Source organism: Streptosporangium sp. NPDC048886, from assembly GCF_055586905.1.
Genome location: NZ_JBVJHH010000016.1, coordinates 15,655 through 30,920, shown reverse-complemented (window position 1 = coordinate 30,920; position 15,266 = coordinate 15,655). Strand labels below are relative to the sequence as shown.

Genomic DNA, 15,266 nt, shown 5'->3' with positions numbered 1-15,266 from the left:
CCTTCTTTTTCCTGTGGGGGGTGCCTTCTGTTGGGAAGGGGCTTGGAGGGAGCTTGGGGGAGCGCCCTCAGACGCGCGCCGCGCGCCGGGACGGGAGCCGTACGGTCCCCATCGCGACGGCGGCGATGATGATCACGCCCTGGACCGCGTACTCCAGGGCCCCCGAGATGCCGTGCAGGTTGAGCAGGGTGAAGAGCGCCTCAAGCGTGAACGCCCCGGCCATGGCCGCGACCACGGACCCGCGTCCGCCGCCGAGCGCCACGCCGCCGAGCACGACGGCGGTGATCGCCTGGAACTCCAATCCCTGTCCGACCTGGGCGGAGACCCCGGCGAAGCCGCCCAGCAGGATGCCGGCGACGGCCGCCGCCAGCCCGGAGACGACGAAGGCGAGGACGCGGGTCCGCCCGACCCGGACCCCCGACAGCCCCGCGGCGCGCTCGTTGTCGCCGGTGGCGATGAGCCGCTTGCCGAAGTCGGAGCGCATGAGCAGGATCGCCGCCGCGCCCGCCGCCAGGAGGACGAGGACCGACCAGGGCACCGGCCCGAGGTCCTTGCGGCCGAACATCCTGAACGTCTCCGACAGCGCTCCGCGCGGGGCGCCGCCGGTCCACAGGAACACCGCGCCGGACAGCACGAGCATCATGCCCAGGGTGGTGATGAACGACGGCACCCGGAGCCCGGTGGTGATCACGCCGTTGACCAGGCCGACCAGCAGCCCCAGCGCGACCAGCAGGGCCAGCACCGGCCAGGTGGCCGGCTCGCTCCCGTCGATCAGGCGGGCGGCCACCACCACCTGCACGGTGACCAGCGACCCGACCGACAGGTCGAACTCCCCGGAGACGATCACGAAATACTGCCCCGCCGCGAGGATGACCAGTGGCGCGGCCCGTTTGAGGAAGGCGAGGAACCCGGCGGGCTCCAGGAAGAAGGGGTTGGCCACCGCGATCAGCGCCAGCAGCACGGCCAGCACGAGGAGGATCGGCCCCATGGACCTGAGGGCTCTCATCGGGATCGCCTCCTGGCGGTACGGCGGGCGTACACGGCCACCGCGGCGACGATCACCACGCCGCGCACCACGTCCTTGACGAACGCGTTGACCTCGAGCTGGTTGAAGACGCTGTCGAGCACGGCCAGCAGCAGCACCCCGCCGACCGTCCCGGGGATCCCGCCCCGGCCTCCGGCCAGGGCCGTGCCGCCGAGGACCACCGCGGCGATCGACTCCAGGTCGTAGCCGCCGTCGGTGCCGACCGTCGGCGCCCCCGCGCCGAGCCGGCCGGCCAGCAGCAGCCCGGCGATCCCCGCGCACACCGAGCAGAGGACATGGGTGGCGACGATGACCCTGCCGGTCCGCACCCCGGACAGCCGGGCCACCTCCTCGTCCCCGCCCACCGCGTAGATCCGGTATCCGAGCCGCGTACGGCGGAGCAGGAACCACGCCGCGGCCGCGACGCCCGCCCAGAGCAGCGCCGAGACCGGGACCGGCCCGAGCCGGTCGTAGCCGAGCCGCTGGAAGGACTCCGGCACGCTGCCCGCCGGCCCGTCGTAGAGGTGGTCCACGACCCCTCTGATGATCAGTGCGGTGCCGAGCGTCGCGATGAAGGCGTGCACGTGGAGCCAGGTGATGATCAGCCCGTTGGCCAGGCCGGCCAGCGCGCTCACCGCGAGCACCGCCGCGACCCCCGGGACGATCCCGCTGTCCTGGCCCGCCATGACCTCCGCCGCGACGAGCGAGGTGAGGCTGATCAGATACGCCACCGACAGGTCCAGCGACCCCACCAGGATCGCCAGGGTCTGCCCCACCGCGACGATGCCCAGCGCGGCCGAGCGCTGCTGGATCCCGACGACGGTCTCCAGCGTGAGGAAGTCGCCCCCGTCGACCGCCACCAGCAGCCAGCCGGCGAGCATGACCCCGGCCAGAGCCAGGTAGATGACCTGTGTCGAGCCGATGCGGCCGGCCAGGGCGGCCCGCCCGCGCGGGCCGCCGGCGCGGGCGGCGGGGGCGGCGCTCTCCGGCGCCGCCGGGGGCCGGGCGGGCCGGAGCCCGTTCTGTCCGGTCACGGCGACACCTCACCGGCGGCCAGGCGCATGACTGTCTCCTCTGAGGAGCCGGATGGGAGCTCTCCGGCGATGCGCCCGTCGCGCATCACGACGACGCGGTCGCTCATGCCGATCAGCTCGGGGAGTTCGGAAGAGATCATCATGATGGCCATGCCGTCCCGGGCCAGGCCGCGCATCAGGTCGTAGATCGCGGCCTTGGCCCCCACGTCGACCCCGCGCGTGGGCTCGTCGAAGACCAGGACCTGCGGCGCCACGGTCATCCACTTGGCCAGCACGACCTTCTGCTGGTTGCCCCCCGAAAGGTAGCGGACCTCCTGTTCGGGGCGGGGCGGCCGCAGCCGCACGGCCTCCAGGAGCTGTCTGACGTCGTCGCGGCCGCCGCGCCGTACCGAGCGGGAGACCAGCAGGGCGTTGTCGCGCACCGACTGGCGCAGCGCGAGCCCCTCGGCCTTGCGGTCCTCGGTCACCAGCCCGATCCCGGCCGCCACGGCCTGGCGCACCGACGCGGGCCGCAGCGGGCTCATCTCGCCGCGCGTGAACGGCTCGGCCCCGAACAGCGCCTTGGCCAGCTCCGTCCGGCCCGACCCCTGCAGCCCGGCCACCCCCAGGATCTGCCCGGCGCGCAGGTCGAGGTCGATCCCGTCGAGCACGGCGTTGCCGCCGCCGCGCACGCTGAGCCGCACCTCGCCGGCCCGGCCGTCGCGGGGCGGGAAGTGGGCGCCGAGGTCGCGGCCGACCATCAGCCGGACCAGCTCGTCGGAGGTGACCTCGGCGGTCCGCACGGTCTTGACCAGGGCGCCGTCCTTCAGCACGGTCACCCGCGCGGCCAGGTCGAACACCTCGCGCAGCCGGTGGGAGATGTAGAGGACGGCGATCCCCCGCTCCCGCAGCCGCGCGACGAGCCGGTAGAGCAGCTCCACCTCGTGGTCGGCCAGCGCCGCGGTCGGCTCGTCCATCACGATGATCCGGGCGTCCTGGGAGAGCGCCTTGACGATCTCCACGACCTGCTGCTGGGCGACGGACAGGTGGCGGACCAGGTCACGGGGGCCGAAGGAGGACTCGCCGAGTTCCTCCAGCAGCCGCGCGGTGGCGGCCTCCATCGCGGCCCGGTCGACCAGCCCCCGCCGGACGGGCTCGCGGCCGAGGAAGACGTTCTCGGCGACGCCGCGCTCGGGCAGCAGGTTGAACTCCTGGTAGATGATCGCCACCCCGGCGCGCTGCGCGTCGACGGGGTGGGCGAAGGAGACCGGGACGCCGTCGATCTCGACACCGCCCTCGTCCGGCGCGTGGACCCCGGCGAGGATCTTCATCAGCGTGGACTTGCCGGCGCCGTTCTCCCCGACGACCGCGTGCACCTCTCCGGCGGCGGCCTCCAGGTCCACCCCGCTCAGCACCCGCACGCCGAGGAAGCTCTTGGCGATGCCGCGCATCCTGAGGATCACGTCTCGTCCACCTCCACCCACCGGCCGGACCCGGCGGAGGTCAGTACGGCGTCGCAGACGTGGGCGGCGCGGGCGCCGTCGGCGAAGGTGGGCAGGCCCTCGCGGTGCTCGCCCCGGACCGCCGCGTAGGTGTCGCCGACGAACGCCTCGAAGCAGTCGTGGTACCCCTGGGCGTGGCCGGCCGGCAGGGTGGCGTACCGCGCGGCCCCGGCCGACAGCGCGGCCGGGTCGCGCATCAGCAGCCGCGAGCCGTCGCGCCGCCCGGACCACAGGAGTTCGGGCTGCTCCTGGTCGAAGGCCAGGCTGGCCTCCGACCCCGAGATCTCCAGCAGGAGCCGGTTCTTCCTGCCGGGCGCAACCTGGCTGGCCGTCACGGTCCCCAGCGCCCCGGAGACCGTGCGGAACTGGACCGTGGCCACGTCCTCGGTCAGCACCGGGCGGCTCACCGCGCGCTCGGGCACCACCACGGCCGTCTGCGCCGAGACCGCGGCGATGCGGTCACCGGAGACGAACTCGGCCAGGTCGCACCAGTGGGAGCCGATGTCGGCGAAGACCCGCGAGGGACCGCCGCGCTCCGGGTCCACCCGCCAGTTGTCGTCCTCCGGGGCCAGCAGCCAGTCCTGCAGGTAGCTGCCGTGGATCAGGCTGATCCGGCCCACCGCGCCCGAGGCCACCCGGTGGCGGGCCTCGCGGACCATCGGATGGAAGCGGTAGACGAAGGGGACGGCCGTCACCCGTCCCGCCTCCACCGCCCGCGCGGCCATCATCGCGGCCGTCCCGCCGTCGGTGGCCAGCGGCTTCTCGCAGACGACGTGCTTGCCGGCGTCCAGGGCCTTCAACGCCAGGGACGCGTGCAGGTGGTTGGGGGTGCAGATGTGGACGACGTCGACGTCGGCCGAGGCGATCAGCTCCTCGGCCGAGCCGAATGCCCGCTCGGCACCCAGACGGGCCCCGGCCTGGGCGGCCTTCTCCCGGCCCGATCCCACGGCGCCGACGATCCGGGCCCCGGCGAGCCTCGCCGAACGCGCGTGGACCGTGCCCATGAAACCGGTTCCGACGACGCCCACCCGGATCTGATCCGCTGGTAACCGTCCGATTTCCTCCATATTGCGGGATGTTAAAGGGAGCTTATGGCGATGGTCAAGCAAAAGTTAGAGGCGTTTGGGCATAATGGAGTCATGAAGGAACGTAAGTCGCTTTGACGTGGTGCAAACGAGGAGTGTTGACTGTGCGCATGCTGAGTGAAGCGAACGGTTCAATCGCCGGCGCGGGGGCGCTTCTAAAGATCCTGCGTGACGGTCAGGCACGGACCCGGGCGGAGTTGGTGCAGCTGACCGGGCTGGCACGGTCCACCCTCGGGCAGCGGCTCGACGCGCTGCTGAGCCAGCAGTGGATCATCCCGACCGAGGAGGCCATCTCCTCGGGAGGCCGTCCCGCCGTCGCCTTCACCTTCAACCGCGGCGCCCGCGTCGCCCTCGCCGCCGACCTCGGGGCCACCCACGCCCGGGTGGCGATCACCGACCTGGGCACCGAGGTCCTCGCCGAGCGCGCGGACGAGGTGCCGATAGACCGCGGCCCGGTCGAGACGCTCACCTGGCTCCAGCGCACCTTCGAGGAGATGCTCGCCGAGACCGGCCACACCCCGGAGCAGGTCTGCGGCATCGGCGTCGGCCTGCCCGGCCCGGTCGAGCACAGCTCGGGCCGGCCGGTCAATCCGCCGATAATGCCGGGTTGGGACGGCTTCCCCGTCCCCGAGTGGCTCGGCGAGCGTTTCGGCGCCCCCGTGCTCGTCGACAACGACGTGAACATCATGGCCCTGGGCGAGCACTGGGCCGCCCGCCCCGGCGCCGACCACCTCATCTTCGTCAAGATCGGCACCGGCATCGGCTGCGGCATCATCAGCGACCGCCACCTGCACCGGGGCGCCCAGGGCGCGGCCGGCGACATCGGCCACATCCAGGTGGCCTCGGCCTCCGACACCGTCTGCCGCTGCGGCAACCTCGGCTGCCTGGAGGCCGTCGCCAGCGGCGCCGCCATGTCCGCCCGCCTGTCGGCCGGCGGCGTGAAGGCCGCCGGCAGCCGCGACGTGGTCCGCCTGGTGCGCAGCGGCAACACCCAGGCCGTCCAGCTCATCCGCCAGGCCGGCCGCGAGGTCGGCGACGTCCTCGCCTCGATCGTGAACTTCTTCAACCCCTCGGTGATCGTGGTCGGCGGCGACATCGCCGAGGCCGGCGAGCAGGTCCTCGCCGGCCTCCGCGAGGTCATCTACAGCCGCTCCCTGCCCCTGGCCACCCAGCACCTGACGATCACCGCCAGCGAGCTCGGCGACCGCGCGGGCGTGATCGGCGCGGCCGTCATGGTCATCGAGCACGTCCTGGCCCCCGGCACCGTCGACCAGTCCGTCACCCGCGCCTGACCGTGACACACTGACCCGGTGACGGAGACCGGACCGATCAGGACCCCCCGGCTGACGCTGGAGCCGCTGGCGGTGGAGCACGCCGCCCAGATGGCCGAGGCGCTCGCCGACCCGGCCCTGCACACCTTCATCGGAGGCTCCCCCGCGACCGCTGAGGAGCTGCGCGACCGCTACGCCCGCATGGTGGCCGGCCCGCCGCCCGGCGGTGACGACGCCTGGCTCAACTGGGTGATCCGCCTCGACGGCGAGGAGGGCCCGGTCGGCTACGTCCAGGCCACCCTGACCGCCGGCCGGGCTTACGTGGCCTGGGTCGTCGGCACCCCCTGGCAGGGCAGGGGCGTCGCCGGCGAGGCCGCACTCGCCCTCCTCGCCTGGCTCAGGGAGCACGGCGTGCGGACCGTCGTCGCGACCATCCATCCCGACCACGCCGCATCCTCCGCCGTGGCCCGCCGCATCGGTCTGGTCCCGACCGACGCACGGGTGGACGGCGAGGTCGTCTGGCGGTCGGAGTAGGGCGGCCACGGGCCACGCGGCCCGGAGCGGGACCCGGCCCGCCTAGCGGCGGACCAGCTTCTCCGGTTCGCGCAGCTCGTCCATGAACCAGGAGATGGTGCGGCTCAGCCCGTCGACGATGTCCACCTTCGGCGCCCAGCCCAGCCGGGAGGCGGCCAGCGAGGTGTCGGGGCGCCGGATCTCCGGGTCGTCGGCGGGGCGGTCGACGAAGTGGATCGGCGAGTCCGAGCCGGCCAGCCGGCGGACCGTCTCGGCGAGGGAGAGCACGGACAGCTCCGCCGGGTTGCCGATGTTGACCGGGCCCTCGAAGTCGCTGTCGGCCAGGGCGAGGATGCCCTCGACCGTGTCGTCCACATAGCAGATGGACCGGGTCTGCGTGCCGTCGCCGGTCACGGTGATCGGCTCACCGCGCAGGGCCTGGCGGATGAAGGTGGGGATGGCCCGGCCGTCGTGGGGCCGCATCCTCGGGCCGTAGGTGTTGAAGATCCGTACGATCGCGGTGTCGGCCCGGTGGGAGTTGCGGTAGGCCGTGGTCAGCGACTCGGCGAAGCGCTTGGCCTCGTCGTACACGCTCCGCGGCCCCACCGGGTTGACGTTGCCCCAGTAGGTCTCCCGCTGCGGGTGCTCCAGCGGGTCGCCGTACACCTCGCTGGTGGAGGCCAGCACGAAGCGGGCGTCCTTCTCCCTGGCCAGCCCGAGGGCGTGCAGCGTGCCGATACTGCCCACCTTGAGCGTCTCTATCGGATGGCGCAGGTAGTCGGCGGGAGAGGCCGCCGAGGCGAAGTGGAGCACCAGGTCCACGTCGCCGGGGACGTGGACGAACCCCGTGAGGTCGCATTCGACCAGCCGGAAGGCGGCCCGGCCGATCAGGTGCTCGACGTTGCGGGGCGAGCCGGTCAGGAAGTTGTCCATGCAGACCACCCCCGCCCCCTCGGCGAGCAGGCGCTCGCACAGGTAGGACCCGAGGAAACCGGCTCCGCCGGTCACCACCACCCGTCGCGTGTTCATCGGACGCTTACCTCCAGCAGATTGACGGCGGCGTCGAGGACCTCCAGGACGCCGATCTCCAGCAGGCCCTCATCGGGCAGCTCCCCGTGGGGGTCGCCGGAGCGCCCCGCCCACAGGGCCACATGCGGCCCGTGGGGCGGCCCCCACAGGGCGGGCGAGACGGGCCCGAACAGCACCACGGAGGGGGTGGCGAACGCGCTCGCGAGGTGGGCCACGCCGGTGTCGCCGCAGACGACCAGCCGGGCCCCGGCCACCAGCGCGGCCAGCTCGCGCAGACCGGTGCGGCCGGCGAGCACGCACGCCTCCGGCAGCCGGGCGAGGGAGGCCACCCGCTCGGCGAGCACCCGCTCGCCGGCGTTCCCGGTGATCACCACTCCGTGGCCGGCCTGCCGCAGCGCGACGGCCACCAGGGCGAACCGCTCCGGCGGCCAGCGCCTGGCCGGGTCGGCCGCTCCCGGATGGACGACGACCGGCCCCGGCCGTCCGGACGCGGACCTGCCCAGCCTTCCCATCCGTCCGGACTCGGACCTCCCCGGCCGTCCGGACGCGGATTCCCCCGGCCCCGCCTCCGCCGGGCCGGCCACGACCGGCTCGGGCTCCCACGACGGTACGGCCTCCCGCGCCGGGTCGACCGCTCCCAGGCGGGTGGTCACCGACGCGCTCCCCCAGGACAGGGGGAGTTCCAGCCTCAGGTCGGCCGGATCGGCCGCGACGCCGTACCAGCCGAGCAGGTCGCACCAGCGCCGGACCTCGTGCGCGTCGCCCCGCCAGGACGGCCCCCTCGTGTCCGGGAAGTCCGGATGCGCGTGGGTGAGCAGCCGTCCCGGGCCGGCACGGCGCAGCGCGGCGATGCTCTGCGGCCCTCTGCCGTGCAGGTTGACCGCGATGTCGGCGGACACGCCGGGCGGGAGCGGCCCCGGCCCCGACACGTCGAGCAGCCCGTCCACCGCGCCGATCAGCGGCACCAGGGGCGCCAGCGAGGCGGGCGCGGCCAGCACGATCCGGTGGCCGGGACAGGCCCGCCGCAGGGCGCGCAGGGCGGGGACCGCGGTGAGCAGGTCACCGAGGCCGAGACCGCGCAGCACGATCACGGCCGGCGCTCCCCCGTCCGCCGCCCGTCCGCCCGCGGTCATGCCGGTCCCCGGCCCGTCACGGCCATGACGTCTCCGTGGACGGGCAGACGACCAGTTCCCTGACCTCGCAGCCCGCGGGCTGGCCGAGGGCGAAGACGACGGTCGCGGCCACGTCCTCCGGCTGGTTGAGCCGGGCGTCGGGGCCCGGCCGGTAACGCTCGTCGCGATCGTCGAAGAAGTGCGTGTTCATGCCCCCGGGGACCAGCAGCGTCACCCCCACCTCCCCCGCCAGTTCGGCGGCCAGGGCCCGGGTGAACCCGACCACCGCGAACTTGGAGGCGCAGTAGGCCGTCGCGTCGCTCAGCGCCCGCAGCCCCAGGGTGGAGGCGCAGGTGACCATCCTGCCCCGGGAGGCGAGCAGGTACGGCAGGGCCGCGCGGACCACCGAGACGGTGCCGAGCAGGTTGACCTGCACGACCCGGTCCCAGGCGGCGGCGGGGACGTCGGAGAGCCGCCCGCAGGCGTCGATGCCGGCGGCGGTCACGACGCCGTCGAGCCCGCCGGCCAGGCCGGCCAGCTCGGTCACCGCCCGCTCGGCCCGCGCGCGGTCGGCGAGGTCGGCGATGACGTGGTCGCCGCCGTCCTCGGGCGGGTCGACGTCGACGACCAGCGGACGGCCCCCCGCCTTGGCCACGGCCACGGCCACGGCCCGGCCCAGCCCCGACGCGCCGCCGGTGATCAGGATGTTTCCCAGCATGGACGTTCCTCCTCGGTCACCTGGCCGCCCTCGCGGCGGCGATCAGGCCGGTCGTGGACCGGCCGGACACGCGGGGCAGGATCACGCTCTCCCCGCCCGCCCGGCGTACGGTCTCGGTCTCGGGCAGGTCGAGGGCCTCGTAGTCGCCGCCCTTGACCCACACGTCGGGCCGCAGCCGCTCGATCATCGCGACGGGGGTGTCCTCGTCGAAGACGGCCACGGCGTCCACGCACTCCAGCGCGCGCAGCACCTCGACCCGGTCCAGCTCACCGACCACGGGGCGGCCGGGACCCTTGAGGCGCCGGACGGAGCCGTCGGAGTTGACGCAGACGATCAGCGCGTCGCCCATCGCCCTGGCCCGGCGGAGCAGGCTGACGTGGCCGGCGTGCAGCAGGTCGAAGCAGCCCCCGGTGGCGATGAGCCGGCCTCCGGTGGCGCGGACGGCGTCGGCCACCTCCAGCGCGGTGCGCGGCCGGTCCCCGGGCACGGGCGCGGGCAGCCGGACCGCCGCCGCTCCCCCGCCCTCCACGAAGCGGGCCGCCTCCCCCACCCCCATCACGACGGCGTCCTCGACGGACGCGCCCTCGCCCAGCGCGAGCGCGGCGGCCCCGGCGAAGCGGTCGCCGGCCCCGCAGGCGTCCAGGCCGGCCGCGCAGACCGGCGGCGGCACCCGGACGGACCGGCCGTCCCGCCGGGCCAGCACGGCCCCTCGGGCGCCCACCGTGACGGCCACCGCCTTCGCGCGCAGGACGCGGACGAGATGGCGGGCGGCCTGGTCGGCGGAGACGCCGGGCTGCGCGCTCAGCAGCCGGGCCTCGGACTCGCTCGGCGTGAGCAGCGTGCATCCGGGCACCGGCGCCAGGCCCCGCGGATGCGGATCCCAGACCAGCGGCGCCGGCAGGGTCGACAGCGCGCCCCTGGCGGCCTCGGCGACCCCGAGGCCGTAGTCGGACACCAGGACGGCGCCGGCGCCCCGCAGGAGGGCGGCGATCCGGCGGGCGCGGGCCCCGTCCAGGTCCGCCTCGGCGCGGCCGTCACCGGTGTCGATCCGCAGCAGCGTCTGGCCCCGGACCCGGACGCGGGTCTTGGTGATCGTGGTCCCCAGCAGCGGCAGCCGGACCACCTCCACCCGGCCGGAGAGCAGGCCCAGCAGACACCTGCCTGGCAGGTCGTCGCCGACGGCGGTGACCAGGACCACCTCGGCCCCGTTCTCGGCCGCCAGGACCGCCGCGAGACCGGCTCCGCCGGGGCGGCGGTGCTCGCGGCCGCCGGTCACGACGGGGACGGGGGCGTCCGGACAGAGGCGATCGGCGTCCCCCTCGACGTCCACGTCGAGCAGCGTGTCGCCGATGACCACGACCGGCCCGGCGCTCATCCCGGGGCTCCCTCGATCGCGTCGCAGAGCATGTGGATCACGGCGAGGTGCACCTCCTGCACGGTCGCGGCGTCCTCGGCGGGCACGGCCAGGGCGTCGTCGCAGAGCGCGGCGAGCGGGTTGGGCGCCGGGCCGGTCAGCGCCCAGGCCACGATGCCGGCCCGCCGGGCGGTGCGCGCGGCGGCCAGGACGTTCTCGCTCGCCCCGCTGGTGGACAGGCACATCAGGACGTCGCCGGGTCTGCCGTGCGCCCGCACCTGGCGGGCGAACACCTCCTCCGGCCCGAAGTCGTTGGAGATCGCGGTGATGCTGGAGGTGTCGGCGTGCAGCGGGATCGCCGCGTAGGGGGGCCGGTCGACGCGGAAGCGCCCGACCAGCTCGGCGGTCAGGTGCTGGGCCTCGGCGGCGGAGCCGCCGTTCCCGCAGGCCAGCAGCCGGCCGCCGCCCGCCAGCACGGCCGCGAGCTCGCGGCCCCACACGGAGATCGTCGCCGTGTCGGCGCTCACCGCCGACAGCGCGGCGCTCAGTCGCGACAGATGTGGGTGCACGGTCAGCCTCCCGCCACCGCGATCCGGGCCCGGCGCGCGGCGAGCACGTCCAGGTAGACGGCCTCGGTGCGGGCGGCCACCTCCGGCCAGCCGTACCTCGTCCGCACGCGCCGCGCACCGGCCGCCGTGAGCGACGCCCGCAGGTCCGGACGGCTCAGCAGCTCCCGCAGGGCCCGGGTCAGGGCGTGCGGGCGGCGCGGCGGCACCAGCACCCCGCACCCCGCGACCGTGTCGAGGTGGCCGCCGACCGCGGAGGCGATCACGGGCACCCCGCAGGCCATCGCCTCCACCGGGACCATGCCGAACGGTTCGTACCAGGGGACCGTCACCAGGACGTCGGCCGAGCGCATCAACGCCGGGGCCTCGGCACGGCCGACGCTGCCGAGCAGGCGGACCCGGTCCGACAGGCCGTAACCGTCGGCCAGGCGGGCCAGCCGTACGGTCTCCTCGTCCGCCGGCGCCCCTCCGGCGATCAGCAGCTCGACCTCCGGCAGGTGGCGCAGGGCCCGCACGACGGTGTCCACGCCCTTGCGGGGGACCAGGCGGCCGATGCTGAGGACGCGCGGCCCCGGCCCGCGGGGGGGCGACCGGCCCGTCCGGCCGGAAGAGGCCGAGATCGACCCCGCACGGCACGACGGCGATCCGCTCGGCGGCGATCCCCATCCGCAGGAGCTCGCCGACCTCGTCACGGCAGGTGGCCACGACGGCGCCGGCCCGGCGCCCGATGCCGGCCTCGGCGGCGATCCGCCCGGGCGGGCTGGTGTCGGCCGCGCCCTGCCAGCGCCGCTTGACCGTGCCCAGGGCGTGGAAGGTCTGCACGACCGGTACGCCGAGCCCCCGCGCGGCCGTCAGCGTGGCCAGGCCGCTCATCCAGAAATGGGCGTGGACCACGTCGGGCGGCCGGTCCGCCCACTGCCTGGCGAGATGCGCGCCGAAGGCCGTCATGTACGGCAGGAGCTCGTCCTTGGGGAGCGCGATGGGAGGGCCGGCGGGAACGTGCTCGACGGTCAGGCCGGGGCCGGCGGGGACCCTGTCGGGCTGGCCGGCGTCCGTGCGGCGGGTGTGGACGGTGACCTCGTGCCCCCGCTCGGCCAGTGCGGCCGCCAGGGCCGCGACGTGGACGTTCTGCCCGCCCGCGTCGACGCCGCCGACCGCTGCCAGGGGACTCGCGTGCTCCGATGTCAAGGCGATCCTCAATGGACGACCTCCTTCACGGAAGCCAGGTGGTTGACGGCCTCGACGACGCGGGCGCTTGGCACGGACGACAGGCAGGGATGGCCGGGGACCGGGCACACCCGGGCCCGGCTGCCCCGGCACGGGGCGTCCTGGTCGCCGAGCAGCACGGCGGGCACGCCGTACGGCGCCCAGCGGGCGGCCGGGACCACGGGGGCGAAGAGGCTGACCACGGGAGTGCCGACGGCCGCGGCGAGGTGCGCCGGGCCGGTGTTGGCCACGACCACCACGCTCGCCCCGGCGAGCACCGCGGCGAGCTCGGCGAAGGTGGTCCGCCCGCCCAGGTCGGCCACGGACTCCCAGACGTGGCCGTCGCCGGCGACCTCCGGAGCGGGCCGGCCGCCGGCCACCCGCGCGGTGAGCGCGCGCTCGCCCGGGCCGCCGGTCACCATGACCCGCCAGCCCGCGCGGACGAGGTCGTGGACCGTCCTCGTCCAGTTCTCCGCCGGCCATGCCCTGGCCTGGGCGGAGACTCCCGGGTGCACGACCACGTAGCCGGGCGGCCCCGTCAGGTGCCCGACCTCGGGCAGCGGGCGCCGCACGGCGAGCGCTCCGGCGTCGCCGGGTGGCAGCTCGAACCCCGCGGCTCTGGCCAGCCCGAGCATGCGCTCCGCCTCCGGCACGTCCACGTCCTCGTCGACGACGTGCCGCACGTCGAGCAGCGAGCCGGGGTAGTCGGCGCAGATCGCGGCGATCCGCGGCGTCCCCGCCAGCCGCAGCAGCAGGGCCATCGGCAGCGGCGACTGGTGGAAGGAGGTGAGGACCAGCGCGAGCTCGGGGGCCGTCTCCTGGACGGCCCGCATCAGCCGCAGGGCGTGCGGGCCGGTCATGGGCGGAGGGCTGGGGTCGATCCACGGCGTCCGCCACTCCACCACCCTGGACACGCCGGGCAGCAGCTCGGCGGCCGCGCGGCCGCGCGGCCCGGCCAGCAGCACGACCTGCCTGGCCCCCTCTGCGACCGCGCGGACGGCGGGCCCGGCCAGCAGGACGTCGCCCGCGTTGTCCGGGCGCACGACGAGGACGGTGCCGGCGGTCATCTCCGGACCCGCACTTCTCCCGCGAGGCGGCGCACGCAGGCCACCGGCGGGATGACCACGCTCGTGACCATCATCCTCCGGATCTCCTCTCTCGTACGCGGTCCCGGTGCGATGCGGGCCCAGGCGAACTCGGCCGTGAGCAGCGCCCACGCCGCTCCGGCCGCGGCGGCCGTCCGGCCCGGCCGCACCGTCCACAGCACGGCCGCGAGCGCGCCGAGCCCGGTGACCAGGGCGTGCCTGCGCAGCCGGCCGGGCGCGCCGCCGATGGCGGCCCGCCAGCCGGGGCCGTGCACGCGGCGCATGAGCGCGTCGTCGGCGTTGCCGCGCTGCAGGCGGACGCTGGCCCACGGGCCGTCGTCGCGGACCGGGTGCCGGGTGACCCGCTCGCCTCTGACCAGCCGGTATCCGGCTGCGAACATCCGCAGTGCGAGGTCGGCGTCCTCCCGGTAGGCGCGGGGGAAGCGCTCGTCGAAACCGCCCGTCCGCTCCAGCGCGGTGCGCCGGTAGGCCATGTCGGCGGTGATCCAGCGGGCCTCCGCCAGTCCCGCGGTGTTCCGCTCCGCGTCGGTGGGCCTGCGGCCGGTCGGCGGCGGCACCTCGATGCGCCCCTGGCTGCCGGCCACCTCCTCGGGCAGGCCGGCCAGGTCGGCGCGGAGGGCCGTACGTCGTGCACGAAGAGCATGTAGGGGCTGGGGATCGGGCCCCTTGCGAAGATCTCCTCAGCCCGTTCGGCGAGCACCATCGGGGCGATCGGGCGGAACTGCTCGCGGCCCTTGACGGCGTTCAGCCGTTCGGTGTTGGCGGCCCGCCCGGGGTGGGCCAGCAGCGAGCGGCGGCCGAGCGCGCGCGGGCCGTACTCGCTGCGGCCCTGGAACCAGGCCACGATGCGGTCGGCGGCGAGGTCGAGCAGCACCTCCTCCAGCCGCGCCTGGACACTCGCCGCGAGGTCGGCGTGCTCCTCGGTCCAGGGATCGCCCCTGCCCAGCGCCTTGGCGTAGGCGCTCCAGTCGACCGGCTCGACCCGGAAGCCGCCGTCGCCGGTGGGGTAGACCAGCTCGCGCAGCTCCCCCAGGTGGCGCGGCTCTCCGTAGGAGGCCAGGGCCATGACCTTGTACTCGTCGCTGGAGCGCAGGAATCCCAGGTGCTCGGTGACCTCCTCGTACATCAGCCCGAGCGAGTGCGGCAGCTCCTGGGCGGCCAGCACGGTCAGCTCTCCGTCCTGGTAGTGCCCGGCCAGGTGCGAGACCGCCTCTCCCCGCCCGTCGCAGACCAGCACCGCCGAGTCCCGGTACGGCGCGGCCAGGCCCGCCGAGGCCGCGTGCGCGACGTGGTGGGGCACGTAGCGGACCTGGGCGGAGTCCAGCCCCGGAAGAGCGGTGGCCAGGAAGGCCGGGGCCCGGCGGGCGTAGGTGGTGCGCAGGTCCTCCCAGCCCTCGTCGAGGCCCTGCAGTCCGGGCCGCACCAGGTCAGGGTCATAGGAGTAGGCGACGGCGTCGAGATCCTCCGGGCGCAGACCGGCCTGCTCCAGGCACCAGGCGGCGGCGCGCTCGGGCAGCTCCCAGGCGGAGAAGGGGACCGGACGCTTGCCGTGCTTGCGGCGGCTGAACCGCTCCTCCTCCGCGGCCGCGACGACTTCTCCGTCGACCACCAGCACCGCCGCGGGGTCATGGAAGATCGCGTTTATCCCGAGAAATCTCATGGATTCGCCTCTCGTATGTAACTGGTTAACTACCGAGAGGAGCGGTTCTCAAAACGAAAGAACGGGGAAAAGTCCTGGTAAGAGATCTGCATATCGTCATATGTCAC

Annotated in this window: 12 protein-coding genes and 2 pseudogenes; 2 read left to right on the top strand and 12 right to left on the bottom strand. The window is 74.9% G+C overall.

The features are described from left to right. Nucleotides 1–67: 67 nt before the first annotated feature. The 4 genes from ACZ6R6_RS20915 to ACZ6R6_RS20900 are packed head-to-tail and all read right to left on the bottom strand — an operon-like array spanning nucleotide 68 to nucleotide 4,606. Nucleotides 68–1,006, bottom strand: a complete 939-nt coding sequence (locus tag ACZ6R6_RS20915; RefSeq protein ID WP_470095601.1) for an ABC transporter permease — start codon at nucleotides 1,004–1,006, stop codon at nucleotides 68–70. Next, nucleotides 1,003–2,058, bottom strand: a complete 1,056-nt coding sequence (locus ACZ6R6_RS20910; RefSeq protein ID WP_470095599.1) for an ABC transporter permease — start codon at nucleotides 2,056–2,058, stop codon at nucleotides 1,003–1,005. The genes ACZ6R6_RS20915 and ACZ6R6_RS20910 overlap by 4 nt, the downstream gene beginning before the upstream one ends. Beyond that, nucleotides 2,055–3,500: a sugar ABC transporter ATP-binding protein gene (locus tag ACZ6R6_RS20905; protein ID WP_470095597.1), complete on the bottom strand. Its 1,446-nt coding sequence runs from the start codon at nucleotides 3,498–3,500 to the stop codon at nucleotides 2,055–2,057. Before ACZ6R6_RS20905 ends, ACZ6R6_RS20910 begins: the two co-directional genes overlap by 4 nt. After that, nucleotides 3,497–4,606, bottom strand: a complete 1,110-nt coding sequence (locus tag ACZ6R6_RS20900; RefSeq protein ID WP_470095595.1) for a Gfo/Idh/MocA family protein — start codon at nucleotides 4,604–4,606, stop codon at nucleotides 3,497–3,499. The genes ACZ6R6_RS20905 and ACZ6R6_RS20900 overlap by 4 nt, the downstream gene beginning before the upstream one ends. Nucleotides 4,607–4,734: 128 nt before the next feature. On the opposite strand from ACZ6R6_RS20900, the gene ACZ6R6_RS20895 reads away from it, so the two are divergent. Together ACZ6R6_RS20895 and ACZ6R6_RS20890 are read left to right on the top strand one after the other, a co-directional pair. Continuing rightward, nucleotides 4,735–5,916 (top strand): ROK family protein, encoded by a 1,182-nt coding sequence (locus ACZ6R6_RS20895; RefSeq protein WP_470095593.1) that lies wholly within the window; start codon nucleotides 4,735–4,737, stop codon nucleotides 5,914–5,916. 18 nt (nucleotides 5,917–5,934) lie between these two features. Beyond that, nucleotides 5,935–6,429: a GNAT family N-acetyltransferase gene (locus ACZ6R6_RS20890; protein ID WP_470095591.1), complete on the top strand. Its 495-nt coding sequence runs from the start codon at nucleotides 5,935–5,937 to the stop codon at nucleotides 6,427–6,429. Nucleotides 6,430–6,471: 42 nt separating this feature from the next. Here the strand turns inward: ACZ6R6_RS20890 and ACZ6R6_RS20885 are convergent, their stop codons facing one another. From ACZ6R6_RS20885 to ACZ6R6_RS20850, 8 genes and pseudogenes are all read right to left on the bottom strand, one after another. Beyond that, nucleotides 6,472–7,437 (bottom strand): UDP-glucuronic acid decarboxylase family protein, encoded by a 966-nt coding sequence (locus ACZ6R6_RS20885; protein WP_470095589.1) that lies wholly within the window; start codon nucleotides 7,435–7,437, stop codon nucleotides 6,472–6,474. Next, a complete protein-coding gene (locus ACZ6R6_RS20880) occupies nucleotides 7,434–8,570 on the bottom strand; it encodes a glycosyltransferase family 9 protein (protein WP_470095587.1) in 1,137 nt (378 codons plus the stop codon). Before ACZ6R6_RS20880 ends, ACZ6R6_RS20885 begins: the two co-directional genes overlap by 4 nt. Nucleotides 8,571–8,586: 16 nt before the next feature. Next, the gene (locus ACZ6R6_RS20875) at nucleotides 8,587–9,267 is read right to left on the bottom strand and encodes an SDR family oxidoreductase (RefSeq protein ID WP_470095585.1); all 681 of its coding nucleotides are present in this window, start codon (nucleotides 9,265–9,267) and stop codon (nucleotides 8,587–8,589) included. 16 nt (nucleotides 9,268–9,283) lie between these two features. Next, nucleotides 9,284–10,642, bottom strand: a complete 1,359-nt coding sequence (locus ACZ6R6_RS20870; RefSeq protein ID WP_470095583.1) for a PfkB family carbohydrate kinase — start codon at nucleotides 10,640–10,642, stop codon at nucleotides 9,284–9,286. Then, nucleotides 10,639–11,190 carry a D-sedoheptulose-7-phosphate isomerase gene (locus tag ACZ6R6_RS20865; protein WP_470095581.1) on the bottom strand — a complete coding sequence of 184 codons (552 nt, stop codon included), beginning with the start codon at nucleotides 11,188–11,190 and terminating at the stop codon, nucleotides 10,639–10,641. The genes ACZ6R6_RS20870 and ACZ6R6_RS20865 overlap by 4 nt, the downstream gene beginning before the upstream one ends. A 2-nt stretch (nucleotides 11,191–11,192) precedes the next feature. After that, nucleotides 11,193–12,387 (bottom strand): annotated as a pseudogene (locus tag ACZ6R6_RS20860) (glycosyltransferase). After that, nucleotides 12,384–13,460, bottom strand: coding sequence for a glycosyltransferase family 9 protein (locus ACZ6R6_RS20855; RefSeq protein ID WP_470095579.1), 1,077 nt, complete (start codon nucleotides 13,458–13,460; stop codon nucleotides 12,384–12,386). Before ACZ6R6_RS20855 ends, ACZ6R6_RS20860 begins: the two are co-directional and overlap by 4 nt. Nucleotides 13,461–14,115: 655 nt before the next feature. Then, nucleotides 14,116–15,159, bottom strand: a pseudogene (locus ACZ6R6_RS20850) (carbamoyltransferase N-terminal domain-containing protein); the annotation flags it as partial. Nucleotides 15,160–15,266 lie beyond the last annotated feature (107 nt).

Coding starts and splice junctions, on each gene's coding strand:
- ACZ6R6_RS20855 (WP_470095579.1), bottom strand. CDS start 13,460: ATGACCGCCGGCACCGTCCTCGTCGTGCGCCCGGACAACGCGGGCGAC.
- ACZ6R6_RS20915 (WP_470095601.1), bottom strand. CDS start 1,006: ATGAGAGCCCTCAGGTCCATGGGGCCGATCCTCCTCGTGCTGGCCGTG.
- ACZ6R6_RS20870 (WP_470095583.1), bottom strand. CDS start 10,642: ATGAGCGCCGGGCCGGTCGTGGTCATCGGCGACACGCTGCTCGACGTG.
- ACZ6R6_RS20880 (WP_470095587.1), bottom strand. CDS start 8,570: ATGACCGCGGGCGGACGGGCGGCGGACGGGGGAGCGCCGGCCGTGATC.
- ACZ6R6_RS20885 (WP_470095589.1), bottom strand. CDS start 7,437: ATGAACACGCGACGGGTGGTGGTGACCGGCGGAGCCGGTTTCCTCGGG.
- ACZ6R6_RS20900 (WP_470095595.1), bottom strand. CDS start 4,606: ATGGAGGAAATCGGACGGTTACCAGCGGATCAGATCCGGGTGGGCGTC.
- ACZ6R6_RS20875 (WP_470095585.1), bottom strand. CDS start 9,267: ATGCTGGGAAACATCCTGATCACCGGCGGCGCGTCGGGGCTGGGCCGG.
- ACZ6R6_RS20895 (WP_470095593.1), top strand. CDS start 4,735: ATGCTGAGTGAAGCGAACGGTTCAATCGCCGGCGCGGGGGCGCTTCTA.